Origin of the sequence: Isoptericola dokdonensis DS-3 (assembly GCF_001636295.1) — a bacterium.
Classification (GTDB): domain Bacteria; phylum Actinomycetota; class Actinomycetes; order Actinomycetales; family Cellulomonadaceae; genus Isoptericola; species Isoptericola dokdonensis.
On sequence record NZ_CP014209.1, the window covers coordinates 2,288,767 to 2,310,962 of the forward strand.

Genomic DNA, 22,196 nt, shown 5'->3' on the forward strand with positions numbered 1-22,196 from the left:
CTGTCAGAGACCCAGGTCGGTGAGGACGGGACGGATCGCGTCGCGCACCGCCGACCGGGCGGCGATGGGGTCGTCGACCGCCAGCGCGAGGTCGGCGAGACGCCGGCACTCGTCGAGGTCGACGCGCGCCAGGACCGCCGCGACGTCGGCGAGCGCCCGCGGCGTCATCGACAGGGAGCGCACGCCCAGCCCGACGAGCACGGGCGCGAGGGTGGCGTCGGCGGCCGCCTCGCCGCACACCCCGACCGGGCGACCGTGGACGGCGGCGCCGTCGCACGTGGCCCGCACCAGGTCGAGCACGGCGGGCTGCCACGGCGTCGACAGGGTGGCGAGGTCGCCGAGCATGCGGTCCGCGGCCATCGTGTACTGCACGAGGTCGTTCGTGCCGAGGCTGCCGAACGCGGCGTGCTCGAAGACGCTCGCGGCCCGCAGCGCGGCGGCCGGGACCTCGATCATCACCCCGGCCGTGCTCAGCCCGTGCCGGGCGCACGCCGCGACGAACTCGGCGGCCTCGGCGGCGGTGGACACCATGGGCGCCATGACCCACACGTCGGCGTTCTCCGCGTCGGCCGCCGTGGCGATCGCCTGGAGCTGACGGTCCAGCACCGCGGGACGCCGGACGGCGGTCCGCAGACCCCGCACACCGAGCGCCGGGTTGGGCTCGCCGTCGGACGTCACGAACGGCAGCGGCTTGTCGGCGCCCGCGTCCAGGGTGCGCACCACGACCTTGCGGCCCGGGAACGACGCCAGCACCCGCCGGTACGCCGCGACCTGCTCGGACACCGCCGGCTCGGCGCTGCGGCCGAGGAAGCAGAACTCGGTGCGGAAGAGTCCCACGCCCTCCGCGTGCGCCTCGGTCGCGGCCTGCGCCCCCGCAGGGTCGGCCACGTTGGCCAGCAGCTCGACACGGGTGCCGTCGGCCGTCCGGCCGGTGCCGTCGAAGGCGCGGCGGGCCGCCTCGCGCTGCTGCGCCGCGGCGACGGTCGCGGGGTCCGGCGCGCGCACCACGACGCCCGCACCGCCGTCGAGCAGGATGATCTCGCCGTCGACGATCTGCTCGGCGCCGCGCACCGCGACGACCGCCGGGATGCCGAGGGCGCGGGCGAGGATCGCGGTGTGCGACGTCGGGCCGCCACCGCTCGTGACGACGCCGAGCACGACCTCCGGGTCGAGGGTGGCGGTGTCGGCCGGGGCGAGGTCGTCGGCCACGAGGACGAACGGGTGGTCGGGGCGCGGCACGCCCGGCGGGCGCACCCCGATGAGCTCCGCGACGATCCGGTCCCGGACGTCGCGCACGTCCCGGGCCCGCTCGGACAGCGGCGGGCCGATCTTCTCGAGCTGGCGCGCCAGCCCGCGGGCCGCGTCCCAGATGGCGCGCTCCGGGGTGAGCCGGTCCACCCGGATCCGCCGTTCGGCGTCGGACACCAGCGCCGGGTCCGCGGCCATCGCCGCCGTGACCGCCAGCAGGTCCGCAGCCGTGCCCGTCGCTGCGGCGGCCCGCTCCGTCAGCTCGTCGCGCACGCTGCGCGCGGCCTCCCCCAGCCGTTCGACGGCGGTCTCCACGTCCGTTCCGGCGAGGCGGCTCGTGCGGGGCTCCGGCACGGGGTCCGGCATCGTCACCGCTGGTCCTGCCGCGCGGCCCGGGCTGACGGGCGCCCCGGTGAGCGTCGTGCTCACACCGCTCACCTCCCCGGGTCGCGCGAGGGCACGGTGGCCCGGCCCCCTGGCTGGCAGAGTGGTCGATGGTGCAGCCTGTGTCAACAGGTGCCGTCGCCCGACCAGGAGGATCCGTGCCGCTCACCGTCCTGTCCCCCGTCGCGGGGACCGTCGTCGCCGTCACCGACGTCCCCGACCCCGTGTTCGCCGAGCAGATGGTGGGTCCCGGCGTCGGCGTCGAGCCCGCCGACGGCGTCGTCGTCGCCCCCGTCGACGGCCGCGTCGTGTCGCTGCACCCGCACGCGTTCGTCGTGCAGGCCGCCGACGGCGCGGTGCTCGTCCACCTCGGGATCGACACCGTCCAGCTCGGCGGCGCGGGGTTCGACGTCCGCACGACGGTCGGCGACGACGTCACCGCCGGTCAGCCCCTCGTCGCCTGGGACCCGCCCGCCGTGCGTGCCGGGGGCCGCGCCACCGTCTGCCCTGTCGTCGTGCTCGAGGCCGACCCGGCCGCCCTCGTCGTGCTCGCCGCGCCGGGGAGCGTCGTCGCGCCCGGCGACCCGCTGCTGCGCGTCGGCTGAGAGGTCCGGGCGTCTGCCAGACTGCACCGACGGCTCGACGTCGCACCGGGAGGGGACCATGTCGACGGCAGCGGACGCCGCACCGGCCCACCGGTCCGACCGGCTGCGGGCGTACCTCACGGAACTCGTGCGCGAGCTGGCCGTCGGCGACCTCGTCCCGTCCGAGCGGGAGCTCACCGCCCGGTTCGGGGTCGCCCGCACGACGGTGCGCCGGGTCGTGGACGTCCTCGTCGCCGAGGGCCTGCTGGAACGGGCGCAGGGCCGGGGCACGTTCGTCGCCCCGCCGCGTGCGGACTTCCAGATGCGGATCACGACGTTCGGCGAGGAGGTCCGCCGCCGCGGCATGACGCCGGGCTCGCGGGTGCTGGTCGCCGTCACCCTGCCCGCCCCCGCCGGCGTGGCGGACACCCTCGCCCTGGACCCCGGCGCCCTCGTCCACCGCGTGCAGCGGCTGCGCACCGCCGACGGCGAGCCCTGGGCCGTGGAGGACGCGTGGATCCCCGCCGGGCTCGCCCCGCAGCTGCTGCACGGGGGCGTGCCGGAGTCGCTGGACGCCGCCCTGCGCGCCCACGGCCACCCGCCCACCGACGGGGCCGAGACGATCTCCGCCGCGGACGCCACCGAGGAGGAACGCAGGCTGCTCGGCATGCCGGGCACGCGGGCGGTGCTGCGGATCGACCGGCGCACGTTCGCCCACGACGTCCCGCTCATCCACTCGCTGACGTCGTTCCGCGGCGACCGCTACGCCATGTTCGTGCCGCTCGACGGGGCACGTTCCCCCGGGCCGGTCGGCGGCTGACGGGTCACACCAGCCGCACGCCCAGCGCGTCCAGCACGGCGCCGATCGGGTTGACGTACGTCAGCCCGGTGCCGTCGGTGCCGCCCGTCTCCGACCCGGCGAACAGCAGACCGAGCGCCACGCCGTCCGACCGGTACACGACCGACCCGGAGTCGCCGCCCTCGGAGAACGACCCGTCGCGCGTGGACTCCACCTCGATCTGGTCGTCGAACGCGAGGACCCCGAGCTCCGGCCCGTACCCGACGAGCACGTCGTCCATCTCGATGGCGGTCACCCGGCCGAACGTGTGGCCCGTGGTGCGGCCGATCTTCTCCACGGTGTCGCCCGGCACCGCGACGGCCGTGGTCGACACGCGGCCCACGGGGTAGGTGGGGTCGACGTCCGGGTCGTCGAGGAGCGCGACGGCGGCGTCCACCGCCGCGCGCTCCCCGCGCGCCAGCGGCACGACGGCCCCGACGACGCCCACCCGGTCCGCGGGGTCGGTGCCGCCGTCCGCCGGGCCGGGCTGCAGCACGCCGTCGCCGGGCGCGCCGTCGAGGACGTGCCGGTTCGACAGCGCGTAGACGGATTCCGGGGTGCCGGGGAGGGTGACGACGCCGGTGCGGTCGGGGTCCGCGACGACGAACCCGCCGAGGGTCCCCGCCGTGACGTCCACGTGCGCGACGGACACCCCGGGACGCAGCGGTCGCACGCGACCGGTCTCGCCGAGCGCGTAGGCGGTGGCGACGGGCGGCTGGGGCCGCAGGACGCGCTCGCCCGCCGGACGGCCCGCGTCGAGGCGGTGGATGCGGCCGGTGCGGCGGACGTCGACGGCCGCGACCTCCGCGGCGACGCGCCGGACGACGGCACGGGCGGCGGGGACCCCGAGGCGGTAGCGCACCGCGATGGCGAACTCGCCGGGCTCCGCGGCGGGCGCCAGGCCGATCGCGATGGTCGGCGCGCGCACGGCGTCGGCGGGCGCCGCGTCGGGAGCCGTCTGCGCCGTGACACCGACGCCGTAGCGTTCGGCCAGGTCACGGGCGTAGTCGGTGAGCTGTGCCTTCGTCTCGCGTGCCTCCGTCAGGTCCATGCACGCGAGTCTGGCGGACACCTCCGACGTCGTCGCGGCGAACGCGCCGGTACGACGCGACGCCTCGGGCGACCGGTTGAGGAACTTCTGAGGTGTCCGGGGCGATCCGACCCCCGATGGGCGTCACGAACCCGCCGACCGGGGCTCTCTGACGACGTGAGACACGCGACGATCCACGACGTGCACGCCGCGGTGAGCTGGGCCCTGACCCACGACCTGCCGGCGCTGCTGGCGTACCGACAGGTCGCCCACACCGACCGTGGCGCCCGCCCGAAGGCGGATGCCGCGCTGGTCGCGCACTGGCAGCAGTCGACCGGCAGCGGCCGGCCCGCGGTCCTGCCGGGCGGGCCGCTGCCCCGACGGCGCTGATCAGCCCGGCAGCAGCGCGGCCACCCGCGTCCGGCGGGCCCGGGCGGCGGCGCCGAGGCCCAGGCCCAGCCCGGCGAGCAGCCACAGCACCAGGACGGTCAGCGCGCCGGCCAGGCCCCCGACCCCCGGGACGACGACGGCGCTCAGCGCGTCCGACCCGGCGCCGGTCGGCAGGAAGTCGGCCACCGCCACGAGCACCGGCGGGACCGTCCCCACAACGGCCGTGCCGATGAGCAGCACCGTGATGAGCAGGCTGATCCCCCGGCCCACGTTGCCCAGCCAGGCGAGGAACCCGAGGTGCGTGACGACGAACGTCACCGACACCAGGGCGCCCACCCCGATCGCGCCGACCCACGCCCACGCGGACACGCCCTCGACCGCGGCGAGGACCGCCCCGACCAGCGCGCCCGTGCCCGCGCCGATCGCGGCCGGCACCGCCCCGGCCGTGAGCGTCAGGCGCAGCGCGGAACGCGTGGAGCCGAGCGCGTGCGCCACCACCGGCGGGAAGATCGTCATGAGGGCCAGCGCCCCGAGCCACAGGGCCACGACCGCGAACAGCGGGCCCGTCGCCCCCGTGGACAGGTCGGCCACGCCCGGTGCGGACACCGGGTCCGCGACGACCGTCGCCAGGTTCTCCCGCTCGGAGTCGCTGTAGGTGGGGATGCCGTCCACGGTCTGGTCCAGGCCGCCCGCGAGGTCGTCCGTGCCCGAGGCGAGCTGACCGACGCCGTCGGCCAGACCCACCGTGCCCTCGGCGACGCCGTCCGCACCCGTCGCGAGGTCCGTCGCACCGGACTCGAGCTGCCCGAACCCGGACGCCAGGCCCTGCGCGCCGGTCGCCAGGCCCTGCGCACCCGAGTCGAGCTCCCCGAACCCGGACGCCAGCCCGGACACCCCGGTCGCCAGCCCCGCGGCACCCGAGTCGAGCTCCCCCAGGCCGTCCGCGAGCTGCGAGACGCCGTCGGCGACGCCGTCCGCGCCCGCGGCGAGGTCGTCGTTGCCGACGGCCAGCTCGCGCAGACCGTCCGCGAGGTCGGCGTTGCCGTCGGCGATGCCGCGCGTGCCCGTCGCGACGCCCTCGGCGCCGGCGGCGAGCTGTGCGGTGCCGTCCGCGAGCTGCGTGACCTGGTCGCGCGCCCCGACGAGTGCCTCGGAGAACGCGTCGAAGTCGCCCGTGACGTCGTTCGACAGGCTCGACAGGCTCTCCTCGACGGCGGCGAGCTGCACGCACGCCTCCGACGTCGGGGTGGCCTCGCAGCCCAGCGCCGTCGCCGCCTGGTCGAGGGCGTCCTCGACCGCAGCGGCGTTCTCGTCGTAGCCGGCGGCGATCTCGTCGAGGCCCGCCTCGATGTCACCCTCGGACGGGAGCTCGGCGTCGATCGCGCCCGCCTGCTCGGCGAGCCCGCCGATCCCGGCCGCCACCTGGTCCGCGCCGTCGGCGAGGTCGTAGCCGCCGTCGGCGAGGTCGTCGGCGCCGTCCGCGGTCTCCCGGATGCCGCCCGAGACGCCCGCGACGCCGCCCGCCACCTGCTCCGCGCCGTCCACCAGCGGCTTCGTTCCCGACGCGGCGTCCGAGACGCCGTCCGCGAGCTGGTCCGCGCCGTCGGCGAGCTGGTCCGCGCCGTCCGCCGCCGCGCCCACGCCCGCGGCGTACTGCGAGGCACCGGAGGCGAGCTCGTCCGCGCCGTCCCCGGCCTGGCCGACGCCCGCCGCGTACTGGTCGGCACCGTCCGCGAGCTCGCCGGCGCCGTCCGCGAGCTGGTCCGCGCCGTCCGCCGACTGCTCCGCGCCGTCGGCGAGCTGGTGCGCCCCGTCGGCCGCCTGGCCGATGCCGTCGGAGAGCTGGTCGAAGCCGATGAGCACGTTGTCCACGTACGTCTCCGTGAGCGACGACCCCATGACCGACGTCGCCGTCGTCGCGACGATCCGCGCGAGCGCGTCGTCCACCACCCGCCCGCCGGGCGGCGTCGAGATGTCGATGGTGGCCTGCCGGGCGTCCGACGGGTCGTCCGACCCGAACGACGTCGCCGCGGCCGAGAAGCCCTCCGGGATCGTCACGACCGCCGCGTACGTGCCGTCGGCCAGGCCGTCGGCGGCGTGCTCCGCGTCGGTGATGTTCCAGTCGTAGTTGACGTCGGAGTCCTCGGCGCCGCCCACCAGGCCCGCGGTGAGCTGGCGGCCCAGCGGCACGGTCTGGCCGTCCACCTCCACCGGCTCGTCGTCGTTGACGATCGCGGCCTGCACCGTGTCCAGGCGGTCGATCGGGTCCCACAGCGAGGCCAGCAGGATGCCCAGCGCCAGCAGGGGAAGGAGCACGACGGCCGCGACCGCCCACGGGTTCTGCCGCACGCGGTTCATGCCCGCACCTCCTGGGTGGTCGTCGTCGGGGAGTCGGCGGTCGAGGGGTCCTCGCCCGCGGGTGTCCCCGCGAGGTCGGGGTCACCGTGGTCACCGTGGTTGTCGTGCTGGGTGCTCTCCGGCGGAGGCGGTGGCGGCAGCTCGCCGCCGCGCAGCCTCGCCGGGGCGCCGAAGCCGGCGCCGACGTCGAGGACGGGCGTGCCGTCGGGCAGCAGGTCGGTGGCGGACACGCCCGTCGAGCCGACGACGACCGTCACGCCCGCGGCGCGGGCCGAGGCCAGCGCGCCGGCGAGGTCCTGCCGGGGCGTCAGCCCGGTGACGACGTCCGCACGGTCCAGGACCAGCACCCGGGCGCCGGCGCGCACCGCGTCGGCGACCGCCGCGGCGGGTGCCCCGCCGACGTCGGCCGCGTCGACCACGGCGACGCGGGAGCGGACCGACGTGGCCCGCTCCGGCAGCACGAGGCCCTCGACCTTCGCGACGCCCGCGTCCGCGGGGAGCCGCCCGGCGACCGCCAGCAGGAGCGCGCTGACGGGCGCCGAGGAGTCGCCGTGCACGACGAGACCGTCACCGGCCGCGACCCGCACGCTCACGGGCCCCACCACCGGCGGCTCGCCCAGCCCGGGGCCGCGCGGGCCGGCGACCTCGAGGTCGCTCACCACGACGGCGTCGGGGCGGCCGTCGGTGCGCGCCCCGGGCCACGACGCGAGCCGCAGCTCCTTGGCCACGCCCTCGCCCTCGACGTCGAACGTCGGCAGGACGCGGTCGAGCCAGCGCGGGATCCACCAGGCGCGGTCCCCGAGCAACGCCATGACGGCGGGCACGAGCACCATGCGCACCACGAACGCGTCGACGGCGACACCGACGGCGAGGCCCAGCGCGATGGGTTTGAGGGTCATGTCGCCCTCGGGCACGAACGCCACGAAGACGGAGAACATGATGATCGCGGCGGCCGTGACGACCTTTGCGGCCCCCTGGAAGCCGGTCGTGATCGCCAGCCGCGCGCGGCGCCCGTTGTGGACGAAGTCCTCGCGCATGCGGGACACGAGGAACACCTCGTAGTCCATCGCGAGGCCGAACAGCACGCCCATGAGGATGATCGGCATGAACGAGATGACCGGCCCCAGCTTGGTCACGTGCAGGGCGTCGGCGAACACGCCCTGCTCGAAGACGAGCGCCACGGCACCGAACGCCGCCGCCACGCTGAGCAGGTAGCCCACCGTCGCCTTGACGGGCACCCACACCGACCGGAACACCATCATGAGCAGCAGCAGCGACAGCCCGACGACGACGAGGGCGAACGGCAGCAGCGCCTCGCCGAGCTTGTCCGACACGTCGATGCCGACGGCGGTGAAGCCCGTGACGGAGAGGTCGACGTCGTACGTCTCGAGGTAGTAGTCGTGCCGGTCGCGGATCTCCGCGACGAGCGCCTTCGTCTCCTCCGAGTCCGGCGCACCCGTCGGGACGACCTGGATGATGCCGGTGTCGGCGCTCGGGTTCGGGGTCGCCAGCGGGACGTCGGCGACGCCGGGCAGGGAACGCATCTCGTCGGCGAGGTCGTCCATGAGGCCCAGCGGGTCGGTGCTCTCGACGATGGTGCCGGTGACGACGAGGGGGCCGTTGAAGCCGTCGCCGAAGTACTCGGCGACCAGGTCGTACGTCTGGCGCGCCTCGTTGTCCTCCGGCAGGTAGCCGGCGTCGGGCAGCGCGAGGCGCAGGTTCAGCGCGGGCACGGCGAGCGCACCCAGGGCGACGACGACGACGAGGATCGTGGCGATCGGGACCTTCGTGACGGCCTTGACCCAGCCGGTGAAGAAGCGGCTCTCGTGCGCGTCGGCCGGTGCGGCCTGCCGGCGGCCCTTGGCACCCTTGCGGACCTTCTTCGGCTTGGGGCGCAGCCGGTCGCCCGCCATCGCGAGCAGCGCCGGCAGCAGCGTGAGGGACACGAGGACGGCGAACCCGACGGACACGGCCGCCGCGATACCCATGATGGCGAGGAACGGGATGCCCGCGACGCTGAGGCCCACCAGCGCGATCATGACCGTCAGGCCCGCGAACACCACCGCGGAGCCGGCCGTCGCCGTCGACCGGGCGATCGACTCCTCGACGTCCACGCCGTCGCGCAGCAGCTCCTGGTGCCGCGACACGATGAACAGCGCGTAGTCGATGCCCACGGCCAGGCCCAGCATGAGGCCGAGCATCGGCGTGGTGGAGTTGATCGGGCCGAACGCCGTCGCGGCGAGCAGGAGCAGCATCGACACCCCGACGCCCACGAACGCGTTGACCAGCGGCAGTCCCGCCGCGACGAACGAGCCCAGGGTGATCATGAGGACCACCAGCGCGACGACGACGCCGATCGCCTCGATGATGCTCAGCGCCGGCAGCTCGGTGGCGTAGAGCTGGCCGCCGAGGCTCGCCTGCGCGCCGTCCGGGAGGGCGGCCTCGAGCTCGTCGGTGATGTCGTGGAGCTCGTCCTTGGTCGCGTCGCTGATGGCGAACGCGTCCCCGTCGAGCTGGATCTGCACGATGGTGGCCTGGTCGCCGTCGCTGACCGGGGCGGCCGCCTGCTCGTCGTAGGGGGTCGAGACGGCGACGACCTCGTCGATGTCGCCGAACGAGTCCGCGGCCTGCTCGACCGGGGTGCGGACGTCGTCGTCCTCGATGCTCCCGCCGTCGGGGGCGACGACGATCACCTGCGCGGAGACCCCGCTGACCTCGGGGAACGTCGCGGCGAGCTGGTCGAGGGCCTCCTGCGACTCGGTGCCGGGGATGGTGATCGAGTTGTCGAAGCCCTGGAAGACGATCCCTCCGACGCCTCCGACCACCACGAGGACGCCGATCCACGCCGCGACGACGAGGCGGCGGGCGCCGGCCGCCCAGCGGCCGAGCGAGTACAGGGCGGAGGACACAGGCGCTCCCGAGGAGAGGTACGTGCGACGGGCGAGTCGATACGGCACTGTATCCGATACGGAAACGTATCCGATACACCGCTGTATTGGCTAGAGTTTGGTCCGCAACCACCTCCAGGAGGCCTGTGTGACCACCGAGCCCGCCACCAGCGTGCGCTCCCCGCGCCGCGAACGCACGCGCGAACGGCTCCTCGACGCCGCGTTCGCCGTCTTCGCCGACGCCGGCGTGCAGGCCACCTCCATCGAGGCCGTCTGCGAGGCCGCCGGTTTCACCCGCGGCGCCTTCTACTCCAACTTCGCCACCAAGGAAGAGCTCTTCCACGCCCTGTTCGAGCGCAAGGCCCGCGAGCACCTCCAGGCCCTCGAGGCCATGACCAGCACCGTCGACGCCGACTCCGTCGCCACCCCCGAAGGATTCCGCGACACCGTCCGTCGCGTCCTGTCCTCCTTCGAGCTCGACGAGCCCGCGCACCGCCACTGGTGCCTCATGAACGCCGAGTTCGAGCTCCTCGCCATGCGCCACCCCGACGTCGCGCCCGAGTACGTCGCCATCCAGCAGCGCCTGCGGGACGAGGTCGGCGCCGTCCTCGACCGCATCCTCGAGCACTTCGGCCTGCGCTTCGCCGTCCCGACCCCGGCCGCCGTCGACCTCCTCGTCGACGCCGAGATCGCGGGCTCCCGTGCCGCCGTCCTCGGCGCACCGGCGGAGCAGCAGTCGGCCGCCCGGCTCGAACGCCTCGTCGACCTCCTCGTCGTCCCGCACTGACTCGCGGGAACCTGTGCTGACTCGCCGACGTCTGCGCTGACTCGCGAGTCAGCGCACGGACGACCGCGCCGTCGTCGTGGCGGGCACAACGACGGCGCGGTCGACCGGGACGCGAGGGCCAGGTCAGCCCAGGACGGCGGGCAGGACGGTGTCGCCCTCGCCGGCGGGGACGTCCAGGACGTGCTCGGCGAGGAACGCGAGCACCCCGGCGTACCAGACCTTGGCGTGCTGCGGCTTGAGCACCCAGTGGTTCTCGTGCGGGAAGTACAGGAACCGGTGGACGGTGGTGCCGTCGTCGGCGGCCGGCAGCCCCGACTTCGTGAGCAGCTCCTGCCACAGGCGCAGCCCCTCCCCGATCGGCACGCGGTAGTCCTTGTCGCCGTGGACCACCAGCATCGGCGTGCGGATGTCACCGACGTACTTGTGCGGGCTGTGCTGCTCGCCCATCTCCGGCGTCATCTCCCGCGCCCAGTACCAGGCGGCGTCCGTCGTCGGGCCGAACTGGTCGAGCGCCCACAGGGACGCGTGGGTGACGATCGCCCGGAACCGGTCGGTGTGCCCGGCGACCCAGTTCGCCATGTACCCGCCGAACGACCCGCCCATCGCGGCGGTGCGGGTGGCGTCGACGTCGTCGCGCGTCTCGACGGCGTCCGTGATCGCCATGAGGTCGGTGTACGGCGCGTCGCCCCAGGCGCCCCAGCCGCGCTGCACGAACTCCTGGCCGTAGCCGGTGGACAGCGCCGGGTCGGGGAGCAGGACGGCGTATCCGCGCGCCACCATCAGCCACGGGTTCCAGCGCCACGACCAGGCGTTCCACGAGTTCAGCGGGCCGCCGTGGATCCACAGCAGCAGCGGCGCCGGTGCCGCGGACGACGCGCCCTCGGGCAGCGCGAGCCAGCCGCGCACCCGCGAGCCGTCGGCCGCGGTGGTCTCGACCTCCGTGAGCGTGCCGGGCAGCGGCGGGGCGGGGGCGGGCGACGGCAGCGCGACGGCGGCGACCGGCTCGCGCTCCCCCGGCACCCCGGACGCGACGAACGCGGCGAGATCGACCCGCACCGGCGCCGCGGGCGCCGCGTACGACGCGCGCAGGGCGTAGAACGCCACCCCGTCGGGTGCGACGACGACGTCGGAGAACGTCGCGGCGTCGGCGGTGACCCGCTCCACCGTGACCGACGCGCGGTCGGTGTCGAGCGTCAGCAGGAACACGGGGCCGCGGCCGTCCTCGTCGGCGGTCACCAGCAGGCCGGAGGAGTCGGGCAGCCAGGTCGCGCCGGTGGGCCAACGGTCCCAGTCGTCCGCCAGGATCTCCGGCTCGCCCGACCCGTCGAGGGCCACCAGCCCGAGACGCACCACGGGCGCCTCGGTCGGCGACGTGATCGACGACGTCACGTAGGCGACCCAGCGCCCGTCCGGCGAGACCGCGGGGTGGCCCGCCTCGGCGTCGGGGTCGTCGACGAGGGTGCGTCGCTCCCCCGTCGTGGTGTCGATCGCGACGAGGGTCTCGCGGCGGGCAGCACCGGCGTCGGCCACCGTCCACGTCGTGACGAGGGTGGCGCCGTCCGGGGAGAGCGCGGCGCTCGCCTCGTCGAGCTCACGGCCCGCGCCGGTGAGCTGACGCAGGTCGGCGGTGCCGTCGGCGACGTCGGCGAGGGAGAACGCGAAGCGGCGATCGGCGTCGGGGCCGAGGTCGTGGTCCCAGTACCGCACCGGGTAGCCGGTGTGCCAGATCGCGTCGACGGCGAGGTCCTTGCGCTGCTTGCGCAGCTCGGCGTCCTGGGCGAGGTCGTCCGCCGACGGCAGCACCGGGGCCGTGAGGGACACGACGTCGGCGTCCCGGGCCGTGAGCACGCCGCCGACGCCGCCGGGGGCCGTCGCGACGACGCGTGCCTCACCGCCGGCCGGCAGCAGCCACAGCGCCGCCTTCGGGTCACCGGCGTCCTTGCCCGCCTCCGGGTCCGGCCGGGCGGAGGTGAACAGCAGGTCGCCGGTCGCGGCGAACCGTGCGCCCGCCTCACCCTTCGCGCTGCGGGTCAGCCGGCGGGCGGGCCGCTCGCCGGTCGGGTCGACCTCCCACAGGGCGGTCCGGTAGGAGGTGCGCTCCGGGTCCAGGGTCTGCACGGAGGTCACGAGCCGGGTGCCTGTCGGGTCGAGCGTGAGGCCCGCGACGCGGCCGAGGGCGACGTACGCGTCGAGGTCGTGGAACGGGGTGGGCGGGGTCTCCGCCGGGGTGTCGTCGGTCACGACTCGGGTCTACCACACGCGGCCTCCCGGGGGCGCAGACCGACCCTCCGGGAACGAGGCGCCGAACCCCAGGTGAACACCTGTCGAACACCTCGTCGGTTGGTCACCCCCGCCTTGAGAACACCTCGTCGGCTCAGGCAGATTCTGTGCGTGAACCGCGACAGCCACCTGCCCCCGCTCCCGACGAAGGTCGATCTCGCGGTGGTCGGTGCCGGCGTGGTGGGTCTCGCGCACGCCGTCGAGGCGCACGCCCGCGGCCTCTCGGTGCTCGTCGTCGACGCCGCCGCGCGTCCCTCGGGGGCCACGGCGCGCCGTGGCGGGCACGTCGCCGTCACCACGCAGGCGGCCACGGCGCTGGCGTGCGCCCTGACGTCGCGCGAACGCTGGCTGAAGCTCGGCCGGGACGCCGGGTTCGGGGTGCGCGAGTGCGGGTCGGTCGTCGTCGCGCGACACCCGGACGAGCTCGCGGTGCTCGACGACCTCGTGGCGGCCCGCGCCGGGGACGCCGTCGCGCTGGACGGCCGCAGCGTGGCCGAGCGGACGGCGGTCCCCGACGCGCTCGGCGGCGTCTTCCTGCCGCTGGACCTGCGGGTCGAGCCCGCCGCCGCCCTCACCGCCGTCGCCGACTGGCTGGACTCGCACCCGCAGGCGCACGTCGCGTGGGGCACGGCCGCGCAGACCTTCGACGCGGGCAGCGGCTGCACGCTCGTGCGCACGGCACGGGGCGAGGTGGTGGCGCGACGTGTCGTCGTCGCCGTCGGGCACGACGTCGGGCAGCTCTTCTGGGAGGCCGGCGCCGCGGTGTCGACGCTGCGCCGCCAGATGCTGCGGGTCGAGCCGCCCACGCCCGGCGACCCGGGTGCCGGGGCGCGCCTGACCACGGGACCGGTCGTCGTCGGCACGACGACGTTCCTGCGCGACGGCGCCTACACGGCGTCCCGCACGGTCGGGGCCGTGCAGGAGCGGTGGCGGGCCACCCGCCCCGAGGTGCTCGACCACGACCTCCACCTGACGCTGTGCGCGCAGCCGGACGGCTCGCTCGTCGTCGGCGACGGCCTGATGCCCGCCGGCCCCGCCCGCTCCGAGGCGGTGGACGAGCTGCTGCTGCGCGAGGCGGCCGAGCTGCTGGGCGTGGACCGGCTCACCGTGCGCTCCCGCTGGTCGGCGCCGGAGCTGGTGCGCGCCGACGGGGCGGACCGCGACCCGTTCGTCGTCACCGAGCCGCTGCCCGGCGTGCGGACGGTGAACGTGACCGACGGGCTGGCGACCACCACGGCGCTCGGTCTGGCGCCCCGCGCCCTCGACGCGCTGTTCTGAGGTCCGCGCACGGGCGCGGGTGGTGCCCGGGCCTCCCGGGCACCACCCGCGGCGTCGCTCAGCCCCGCCAGACCTCGGGCGCGGTGAGCGGGACGAGCGGCGGGACGGCGGGGGCCGTCGTCATCGCCAGCCGCTCCCCCGTGCCGGCGGACGTCAGCAGACCGGACATGACCTCCATGACGTGCAGGCCGACGTCGCCGCCGGCCCGCGGAGCGCCACCGGCGTCACCGGTCCCGGCGGCCCCGGCCATCTCCAGCAGGCCGATCCCGCGCCCGGCATCCGCGAACCCGGCACTGGGCTCCAGCACCTCCCAGCCGTCGCCGCCGAGCCGGTTCAGCTCGACGTCGCCGGCGAACCGGTTGGGATCGGGCACCACGAGCGAGCCCTCGGTGCCGTGCACCTCGATCGGGCGCGCGTGCGAGGCGACGGCGTCGAAGCTCACCGTGACCGTCGACAGCGCCCCGCCGACGTGCCCGAGGACGCCCGTGACGTGCGTGGCGACCTCGACGGGGACCTGCTCCCCCGCCCGCGGGCCCGACCCGATCGTGCGGGCGTCCCGCGACCGCGACGCCGCTCCCTGCACCCACGCGACCGGGCCGAGCAGGTGCACCAGGCTGGTCAGGTAGTACGGGCCCATGTCGAGCAGCGGGCCACCGCCCGGCGCGTAGTAGAAGCCGGGGTTCGGGTGCCACCGCTCGTGGCCGGCCGACACCCAGGTCGCCACGGCCGCCGTCGGCGTCCCCAGCAGCCCGGCCTCGACCGCCGCCCGCGCCGTCTGGACCCCCGTGCCGAGCACCGTGTCCGGGGCGCAGCCCACCCGGGTGCCCGCCGCCGCGGCGGCGTCCATGACCGTGCGGGAGGCGGCCAGGTCGACCGCGAGCGGCTTCTCGCCGAACCGGTCCTTGCCCGCCGCGGCGCAGGCGAGCGCGACCTGCGCGTGCACGCCGGGCGTGGTGAGGTCCAGCACCGTGGCGACGTCGTCGCCCGCGAGCAGGTCGTCGAGGTCGGCCGCGACCCGCGCGCCCGGCAGGCCCGCGGCGACCTCGTGCGCCCGATCCCGGTCGAGGTCGGTCACCGCGGCCACCCGCACCCGCGGGTGCCCGGCCAGCGTGGCCAGGTACTGCTTCGAGATGACCCCCAGGCCGACGATCCCTACACCGTGCGGCTCGCCCACAGCAGCCCCCTCTCCACGATGGTGCGGACGGTCGGCTCCGCCAGGACGTCCGGCGCGTGCCCCGGGGTCGCGACGAACACCCGGCCCGCGCCCCACTGCCGCGTCCACACGGCCGGGGACATCACCGGGCGGTGCCACGGCTGGTCGTCCCGGGCGGGGTGGGTCGTGGTGGCGAGCACGTCGATCAGGTCGTCGTGCAGCACCCAGTACTGCTCGGTGACCAGCTCGACGTCGTCGAGGCCGCGCGTGATCTCGTGCTCCCGGCCGAGGTCGGTGAGCTCGATCGTGTGCGGCACGAAGTTGTCCGCCGCTCCGCCGGCACGCTCCGCGACCGGCTTGCCGGGGTGGCTCGCGAACTGCCCGCCGACGAGCTGCAGGTAGTCCGAGCTGGCGCGGAACGAGTCCGCGATGCCCCCGTGCCACCCGGCCAGGCCGGTCCCGGCCTCCACGGCGGCCCGCAGCCCGCCGAGCGCGTCGCCGCTGATCTGCGCCATCGTGACGCACTGCAGGACGAGGTCCGTGGCCGCCATCGTGGCGGCGTCGGCGTAGACCTCGACGTCCTCCTCGACGCGCACCTCGAACCCCTCGGCCCGCAGGAAGGGGATGAACAGGTCGGTCGTCTCGCGGGGGGAGTGCCCCTCCCAGCCGCCGCGGACCACCAGTGCTCTGCGTGTCATGACACCTCTTCGTCGTCGAATGTGAGCGATCACCACCCTAACCATCCGGCCGCGGGGTCAGTCGGGAGAACCCGCGGCGAGACCCGAGACGATGGCGTCGAGCGCCCGGTCGAGCTCGTCGTCGGTGACGCCGCCGAACCCCAGCACCAGCCCGGTGAGCGGCGCGCTGCGGCAGTGGTCGGCCAGGAGGGGGAGCCGGAAGCCGGCGCGGGCCGCGGCGTCACGGGCTCGCCGCGCCGCCGCCGCCGAGGTGAGCCACGTCGAGTACATCCCGGCCGACGTCGCCGCGGGCGTCGCGTGGGGCGACAGCCGGTCGGCGACCCGGCGCGCCCGCCGCGCGTACACCCCGCGGGCCGTCCGCACGGTGACGTCCAGCCAGCCGTCGCGGAGCAGGGCCAGCATCGCCCGCTGCGACGGCCACGAGAAGTCGCCGTGCACCGCCTCGCGCCGCGCCAGCACGGCCTCGTGCAGCGGGCGGGGAAGCACCGCCCAGCCGAGCCGCAGGCCCGGCGGCGCCGACTTCGACGCCGTCCCGAGGTACGCGACGCGGTCCCGGTCGAGCGCCGCGAGCGCCGGCACGGGGGCGACGTCGTAGCGCAGCTCGGAGTCGTAGTCGTCCTCGACGACCAGGGTGCCGGTCGCGCGGGCGGCGTCCAGCAGGGCGAGGCGGTCGGCGGCGGGCATGACCCGGCCGAGCGGGTGCTGGTGCGCCGGGGTGACGTAGGCGGCCACGAGCCCGTGCAGGCCGGCGGCCGTGTGCTGCTGCTCGGCGGGCAGGTCGACGACGTCGCGCCCGCCGTCCCGCGCGGTGGCGACGGCCGCGCGGTAGCCCGGGTCCTCGATGCCCACCGGTCCGGGCGGCAGGGTGGCGAGCACCTCGCGCAGCGCTGCCGTGATGCCGGCGGTGACCAGCACGTCGTCGGCGTCGACGACGAGCCCGCGCGTCGTGGCGAGCCGGGCGGCGAGCGCCGTCCGCAGCTCGGGCAGCCCGGCGGGGTCGCCGTAGCCGCGTGGCGGCGTCGCGGTGGACACCTCCCGCCACGCGCGCCGCCACACCGCCGCGTGCCGCGGGTCGATCCACGGCTCGCCCGCGCTGAGGGGGACGAGCCCGGCCGGTGCGCTCGGTACGCTCGCGCCCGCGCGATCCCCCGCCGGGCGGCCGGGTCGCGGTGCGCCGGGAGCCGCCCCGACGTCGGCGCGCGACGTCCTGCCGTCGTCCGGCCGCACGGTTGCGCGGACGGCGTGCGACGCGACGAAGGTCCCCGCGCCGCGCCGGGCCTCGAGCCAGCCCTCGGCGAGGAGCTGGTCGTAGGCCTGCTCGGTGACGGACCGCGAGACGCCGAGCTCGGCGGCGAGCGCGCGCGTGCTGGGCAGCCGGTCGCCCGTGCGCAGCGTGCCGGCGGCGAGCAGGTCGCGGACCTGCCGGGCGAGCTGGGCGGTCAGCGGGTCGGTGGAGCGGCGCTCGAGGTGCACGGGCAGCGGCACGACAGTGTCCTGTTCGACTGGGCGAGAAGTGGCCCTTCCGAGCAGGCCAATACACCTCCAGGGTAGGACCATGACGACGCTCTCCCCCGCCGGGCTGTCCCCCACCGAGCGGACCACCGTGCGCCGCGGCCGGAACCGGGCCGTGACCGACCGCGACGCCCTGCACGACCTGCTCGCCGACGGTCTCGTCGCGCACCTCGGCGTCGTCGTCGGCGACCACCCGGTGGTGCTGCCCAGCGCGTACGCCGTCGACCTCGACGGGCCCGACGACGGCGGCACCCTCTACGTGCACGGCTCCGTCGCGGCCCGCTGGCTCACCACCGCGACGGACACCACCGTCTGCGTCACCGTCACCGAGCTCGACGGCCTCGTGCTCGCCAGGTCCGGGTTCCACCACTCCATGAACTACCGCTCCGCCGTCGTCATCGGGCGGGCGCGGCTGGTCGTCGACGACGCCGAACGGGTGCGCGCGCTCGACGCGATCGTCGACCACCTGGCACCCGGCCGGTCCGCGACCCTGCGCCCCGCCACCCGCAAGGAGCTCGCCGCCACCGCCGTCCTCGCCGTCCCGCTCCGGGAGGCGTCGATGAAGGCCCGCGCGGGCGGCCCGGTCGACGAGGAGGCCGACGTCGCCGCCGGCGGCTGGGCCGGGCACGTGCCCGTGCGCCGCGTCCTCGACCCCGCCGTCACCGCACCCGACGCTGTCGGGCCGGTCCCGGCGCACGTCGTCGACCGCGTGGCGACGCCGCCTGCCCCCCAGCAGCCGGCAGACGCGCCCGCCTAGTCGGCGCCGGTCGTCAGGTCACGTCGCGGGTGCGGGCTTCGTCGCGGCGCCGTCGAGCCAGAGGGTGTCGGACTCGTCGCGGTGGGTGCCGGTGGTGCCGACGTGCTTGTCACCGATGCCCGGGCCCTTGGTGATCACGTGCACCATCGCCATGCCGTGCCCGCGGCCGAGACCGTAGTCGGCGGCGAGCCACTCGAGGATCGGGGCGGCCTTCGTGTCGGGGCCGAACCCCTTCGCCGTGGCCTCGTCGAGCAGGGCACGGGGGGTCTTGCCGGTCTTCTTCTCGACGGCGTCGAGGTAGGCCTGGAACGACATGCTTCCTCCTTGAGCAGGGGCCGCCGTGCGCGGCCCGTCAGATCGGACGTCCGACGCACCCCGGACTCATCGGTCGTCGGGGCGGTCGCGATCCGCCATCTGCGCGAGCATCGCGTTGTAGGCGACGAGGTCGGCGTCGCCGTCCCGCTCGGCCTTGCGGTCCTGGCGGCGGGCCTCCCGCTCGTCCGAGCGGGTCCACTGGATCGCCACGGCGATGGCGAGCACCACGGTGGGCAGCTCGCCGATGCCCCAGGCGATGGCTCCGCCCAGCTGCTGGTCGTCGATGGCGGACTCGCCCCAGGGGCGGCCCATGTTGCCGTACCAGTCGGCCACCAGCAGGGACGTGCCGGTGGTGAGCACGACCCCGAAGAAGGCGTGGAACACCATCGTGGCGAACAGCAGCAGCAGCCGCTGCGGGTACGGCGGGCGTTGCGGGCCCGGGTCGATGCCGACGAGGGCGTTGGCGAACAGGTACCCGGCGAGCGTGAAGTGGACGACCATCCACACGTGCCCGGCGTGGTTGGTGAGCGCCCACTCGAACACGGGCGTGAAGTAGAACGCGACCATGCCGCCGGCGAACAGCACCGCGGCCACCACGGGTCGGGCCATGAACTCCCCGACGCGGGAGTGCACGAGCCCGAGCACCCACTCGCGCGGCCCGCGGGACCCGTCCTTGCGGACGGGCACCGCGCGCAGCAGCAGGGTGACGGGCGCCGCGAGCACCAGCAGCAGCGGCACCACCATGGCGAGGATCATGTGCTGCGTCATGTGGCCGCTGAAGACGACGTGCCCGTAGACCGCGGGGCCGCCGTTGGTGACCCACAGCATGACGACCATGCCCGCGCACCAGGAGATCGTGCGGCCCACCGGCCACCTGTCGCCGCGACGACGCAGCCGCAGCGCCCAGCGCACGTAGACCACGGCCCCCGCCACGCACGCGACGGCGAACAGCGGGTCGAACGACCACTCGGTGAAGTACCGCCCCACCGTCGACTCGGGCGGCAGCGGGTAGCCGGTGAGCTGGTAGGCCGGGGAGGCGTCCACCGGGGTCTCGTCCGGCACGGGCGGTGCGGAGGATCCGAGGGCGACGGCGACACCGGACACCGCACCGATGGTCGCGAGCTCCGCGGCCAGCAGCTGCCAGTACAGGCGCCGCACGCGCCCCGGGTCGCGCTCCAGCCGACCGACGACCCACCGGCGGTGTGCGAGACCGAACCCGCCGAGCGCGAGCAGCAGCACCGCCTTGACGATGAGCAGGATCCCGTACCGGGTGAGCAGGTCCGCGGGCTCCTCGATGCGGATCAGGCCGCTCAGCACCCCGGACAGGCCCACGAGCACGAGGCACCACGCGGCGACCGGGGAGAACCGGGCGACGGCGGACGCGGCGAGCCGGTCGTCGTCGCGGGCGCTGCCGGTGCGGGTGAGGACGACGACGAGCAGCGCCGCGAGCCCACCCACCCACAGGGCGGCGCCGACGAGGTGCAGCAGCATCGCGTTGACGGCGAGGTCGTGGTTGACCGCGCCCGCCGCGTGCCCGGTGGTCGACTGCAGCGCGAGGGCGATCGCGGGCAGCGCGGCCGTCCACAGTGCGCCGACCGGCCCGCGCACCCCCAGGGCGAGCGCGGAGGTCACGGCAGCCAGCAGGATCGTCCACAACCGGATCTGGCCGAGCTCGACGTCCTGCACGAACTGCCACAGGCCCTGACCGAACGCCTGGTCGGACGGCGAGATGGTCGAGACGTACGAGTACTCCAGGACGAGCTGGACCACCGCCGCGACCGCCCACGCGCTGGCGGCCCACCCGGCCACGCTGAGCACACGTTCCAGGTGGCGGCCCGGCGGAAGCAGGAACGCGGCCGCGAACAGCCCGCCGAGCGTCACCGCCACCCCGAGCTCGGTGAGCACCCCGGCGACGGGCAGCCCGAACCGCACGAGCGCCCCGGGGTCGCTGAACGTCCCCAGGGGGGCGAAGGCGTCGGTGAACGACCCGGCGAGGAGCAGCGCGAGCAGCGCCACCACGACGGCGCCCGGCCCGGCGGCGACCAGCCACCAGGGGCGCGCGGACGCCGGTGCGCGACGGGACGTGGTGGCGGTGGCGGTCACGCCGTCCAGCCTAGGCGCAGCCGGGGCGCCGCCCCGACGGCCCCGCTGTGACACTGACCGCCGCGATCTGACACCGACCACCACGAGATCGACCCACCCGGGCCGATCTCGGCGGCTCAGCCCCAGACGAGGCCGTGCGCCGGGTCCTCCAGCACGCGGGCGACGTCGGCGAGGAACCGCGAACCGAGCCCGCCGTCGACGAGGCGGTGGTCGACGCTCAGCGCGAGCTGCGTGACCCAGCGCGGCTTGATCTTCCCCTTGTGCACCCACGGCTGGCGCCGGATCGCGCCGAACGCGAGGATGCCCGCCTCCCCCGGGTTGAGGATGGGGGTGCCCGTGTCGATGCCGAACACGCCCACGTTCGTGATGGTGAACGTGCCGTCCGACATCGCGGTCGGCGTCGTCCGCCCGGCGCGCGCCGTCGCCGTCAGCTCCCCGATCGCCTGCGCGAGCCCGAGCAGCTCGAGGCGGTGGGCGTCCTTGACGTTCGGCACGACGAGCCCGCGCGGGGTGGCCGCGGCGATCCCCAGGTTCACGTAGTGCTTGTAGACGATCTCCTGGGCGGCGTCGTCCCAGCTCGCGTTGATCTCCGGGTGCCGCTTGACCGCCAGGAGCACCGCCTTGGCGGCGATGAGCAGCGGCGTGACGCGGACGTCGGCGAAGTCGCGGTCGGCCTTGAGCTTCTCGACCAGCTTCATCGTGCGCGTCACGTCCACCGTGTGGAAGACCGTGACGTGCGGGGCGGTGAACGCGCTGGCCACCATCGCCTCGGCCGTGCGCTTGCGGACGCTCTTGACCGGCACGCGGGTGGTGCGGCCGTCGTAGGACACGTCGCCCGACGACGCCCACGGCGCGTCGTCGTCGGGGTACGTCGCGAGCCGGCGCGGCTCGGCCGCGTCGTGGTGGGCGACGACGTCCTCCCGGGTCACGATGCCGCCCGGACCGGTGGGGTGCACCGACGCGAGGTCCACCCCGAGGTCCTGGGCGAGCTTGCGCACCGGCGGCTTCGCGAGCACCCGGGGACGGGCGGACGACGGCCCACCGGTCACGGGATCAGCGGCCGGCACGCTCACCATCGCCCGCGCGAGGCCGGGCTGCTGCTCGGGTACCGGTGCGGGCGCCGGTGCCGGAGCGGGAGCCGGCGCGGGGGCCGGCGCGGGGGCCGACACCGTGGCGGCCGGCGTCGGCGCGGCAGGAGTACCGGCGGCGCGGCGACGGCGACGTGCACCGCCCGCCTCGCCCGTGCCGTACCCGACGAGCACGGCACCGGACCCGGCGTCGGCCGCCGGCGTCTGCTCGGGAGCGGGGGCGGCGTCGGCCGAGGAACCAGAGCCGGAGCCGATCTCGATGATGGGGACACCGACGTCGACCGTCGTGCCCTCCTCGGCCAGCAGTGCCGTCACCGTGCCCGCCCAGGGCGACGGGAGCTCGACGAGCGACTTGGCCGTCTCGATCTCGACCAGGACCTGGTTGACCGCGACGGTGTCGCCGACGGCGACCTTCCACTCGACGATCTCGGCCTCGGTGAGACCTTCGCCGACGTCCGGCAGGGGGAAGCGCTGCGTGCTCTGCGTGGTCATCTCGGGTTCTCCG

17 protein-coding genes are annotated in these 22,196 nt (G+C 75.6%); 6 read left to right on the forward strand and 11 right to left on the reverse strand.

Annotated elements, in window-relative coordinates; all coding sequences use genetic code 11:
• Positions 1-3 precede the first annotated feature (3 nt).
• Positions 4-1,677, reverse strand: coding sequence for a phosphoenolpyruvate--protein phosphotransferase (gene ptsP / locus I598_RS10675; protein ID WP_068202939.1), 1,674 nt, complete (start codon positions 1,675-1,677; stop codon positions 4-6).
• A gap of 113 nt (positions 1,678-1,790) precedes the next feature.
• Between ptsP and I598_RS10680 the strand changes: the two genes are divergently transcribed.
• Positions 1,791-2,237, forward strand: coding sequence for a PTS sugar transporter subunit IIA (locus I598_RS10680; RefSeq protein ID WP_068202940.1), 447 nt, complete (start codon positions 1,791-1,793; stop codon positions 2,235-2,237).
• Between the two features lie 58 nt (positions 2,238-2,295).
• Entirely contained in the window at positions 2,296-3,036 is a 741-nt protein-coding gene (locus I598_RS10685; protein WP_068202941.1) for a GntR family transcriptional regulator, read from the forward strand.
• Positions 3,037-3,040: 4 nt separating this feature from the next.
• On the opposite strand, the gene I598_RS10690 is transcribed toward I598_RS10685, so the two are convergent.
• Entirely contained in the window at positions 3,041-4,105 is a 1,065-nt protein-coding gene (locus tag I598_RS10690; RefSeq protein ID WP_198155681.1) for a chymotrypsin family serine protease, read from the reverse strand.
• A 156-nt stretch (positions 4,106-4,261) separates the two neighbouring features.
• Between I598_RS10690 and I598_RS10695 the strand changes: the two genes are divergently transcribed.
• Complete coding sequence (locus I598_RS10695) at positions 4,262-4,474, forward strand: hypothetical protein (RefSeq protein WP_068202942.1); 213 nt, start codon at positions 4,262-4,264, stop codon at positions 4,472-4,474.
• On the opposite strand, the gene I598_RS10700 is transcribed toward I598_RS10695, so the two are convergent.
• Both I598_RS10700 and I598_RS10705 read right to left on the reverse strand, forming a co-directional pair.
• Positions 4,475-6,832: a YhgE/Pip domain-containing protein gene (locus tag I598_RS10700; RefSeq protein WP_068202943.1), complete on the reverse strand. Its 2,358-nt coding sequence runs from the start codon at positions 6,830-6,832 to the stop codon at positions 4,475-4,477.
• Positions 6,829-9,741: an efflux RND transporter permease subunit gene (locus tag I598_RS10705; protein ID WP_083973183.1), complete on the reverse strand. Its 2,913-nt coding sequence runs from the start codon at positions 9,739-9,741 to the stop codon at positions 6,829-6,831. Before I598_RS10705 ends, I598_RS10700 begins: the two co-directional genes overlap by 4 nt.
• A 127-nt stretch (positions 9,742-9,868) precedes the next feature.
• Here I598_RS10705 and I598_RS17875 point away from each other — a divergent pair, with 127 nt between their 5' ends.
• A complete protein-coding gene (locus tag I598_RS17875) occupies positions 9,869-10,507 on the forward strand; it encodes a TetR/AcrR family transcriptional regulator (protein WP_068202944.1) in 639 nt (212 codons plus the stop codon).
• 123 nt (positions 10,508-10,630) lie between these two features.
• Here I598_RS17875 and I598_RS10715 read toward each other — a convergent pair whose 3' ends face one another.
• Positions 10,631-12,748, reverse strand: coding sequence for a S9 family peptidase (locus I598_RS10715; protein ID WP_068202945.1), 2,118 nt, complete (start codon positions 12,746-12,748; stop codon positions 10,631-10,633).
• Between the two features lie 150 nt (positions 12,749-12,898).
• On the opposite strand from I598_RS10715, the gene I598_RS10720 reads away from it, so the two are divergent.
• Entirely contained in the window at positions 12,899-14,065 is a 1,167-nt protein-coding gene (locus I598_RS10720) for an FAD-dependent oxidoreductase (protein WP_198155682.1), read from the forward strand.
• A 58-nt stretch (positions 14,066-14,123) separates the two neighbouring features.
• Here the strand turns inward: I598_RS10720 and I598_RS10725 are convergent, their stop codons facing one another.
• The 3 genes from I598_RS10725 to I598_RS10735 are packed head-to-tail and all read right to left on the reverse strand — an operon-like array spanning position 14,124 to position 17,401.
• Positions 14,124-15,239, reverse strand: coding sequence for a Gfo/Idh/MocA family protein (locus tag I598_RS10725; protein ID WP_068202946.1), 1,116 nt, complete (start codon positions 15,237-15,239; stop codon positions 14,124-14,126).
• The gene (locus I598_RS10730; protein ID WP_068202947.1) at positions 15,218-15,916 is read right to left on the reverse strand and encodes a ThuA domain-containing protein; all 699 of its coding nucleotides are present in this window, start codon (positions 15,914-15,916) and stop codon (positions 15,218-15,220) included. Before I598_RS10730 ends, I598_RS10725 begins: the two co-directional genes overlap by 22 nt.
• A 57-nt stretch (positions 15,917-15,973) precedes the next feature.
• Positions 15,974-17,401 carry an aminotransferase-like domain-containing protein gene (locus tag I598_RS10735; RefSeq protein ID WP_068202948.1) on the reverse strand — a complete coding sequence of 476 codons (1,428 nt, stop codon included), beginning with the start codon at positions 17,399-17,401 and terminating at the stop codon, positions 15,974-15,976.
• Positions 17,402-17,471: 70 nt separating this feature from the next.
• On the opposite strand from I598_RS10735, the gene I598_RS10740 reads away from it, so the two are divergent.
• Positions 17,472-18,185, forward strand: coding sequence for a pyridoxamine 5'-phosphate oxidase family protein (locus I598_RS10740; protein WP_068202949.1), 714 nt, complete (start codon positions 17,472-17,474; stop codon positions 18,183-18,185).
• Positions 18,186-18,203: 18 nt separating this feature from the next.
• Here the strand turns inward: I598_RS10740 and I598_RS10745 are convergent, their stop codons facing one another.
• From I598_RS10745 to I598_RS10755, 3 genes are all read right to left on the reverse strand, one after another.
• The gene (locus I598_RS10745; protein WP_068202950.1) at positions 18,204-18,500 is read right to left on the reverse strand and encodes a DUF4287 domain-containing protein; all 297 of its coding nucleotides are present in this window, start codon (positions 18,498-18,500) and stop codon (positions 18,204-18,206) included.
• Between the two features lie 66 nt (positions 18,501-18,566).
• Positions 18,567-20,603, reverse strand: coding sequence for a bifunctional copper resistance protein CopD/cytochrome c oxidase assembly protein (locus I598_RS10750; RefSeq protein ID WP_157557210.1), 2,037 nt, complete (start codon positions 20,601-20,603; stop codon positions 18,567-18,569).
• A gap of 116 nt (positions 20,604-20,719) precedes the next feature.
• A complete protein-coding gene (locus I598_RS10755) occupies positions 20,720-22,183 on the reverse strand; it encodes a dihydrolipoamide acetyltransferase family protein (RefSeq protein ID WP_068202951.1) in 1,464 nt (487 codons plus the stop codon).
• Positions 22,184-22,196 lie beyond the last annotated feature (13 nt).

Excerpts from the sequence above, each read along its gene's own strand:
- I598_RS10685 (WP_068202941.1), top strand. The coding sequence starts at position 2,296 with ATGTCGACGGCAGCGGACGCCGCACCGGCCCACCGGTCCGACCGGCTG.
- I598_RS10700 (WP_068202943.1), bottom strand. The coding sequence starts at position 6,832 with ATGAACCGCGTGCGGCAGAACCCGTGGGCGGTCGCGGCCGTCGTGCTC.
- I598_RS10740 (WP_068202949.1), top strand. The coding sequence starts at position 17,472 with ATGACGACGCTCTCCCCCGCCGGGCTGTCCCCCACCGAGCGGACCACC.
- I598_RS10690 (WP_198155681.1), bottom strand. The coding sequence starts at position 4,105 with ATGGACCTGACGGAGGCACGCGAGACGAAGGCACAGCTCACCGACTAC.
- I598_RS10755 (WP_068202951.1), bottom strand. The coding sequence starts at position 22,183 with ATGACCACGCAGAGCACGCAGCGCTTCCCCCTGCCGGACGTCGGCGAA.
- I598_RS10745 (WP_068202950.1), bottom strand. The coding sequence starts at position 18,500 with ATGTCGTTCCAGGCCTACCTCGACGCCGTCGAGAAGAAGACCGGCAAG.
- I598_RS10730 (WP_068202947.1), bottom strand. The coding sequence starts at position 15,916 with ATGACACGCAGAGCACTGGTGGTCCGCGGCGGCTGGGAGGGGCACTCC.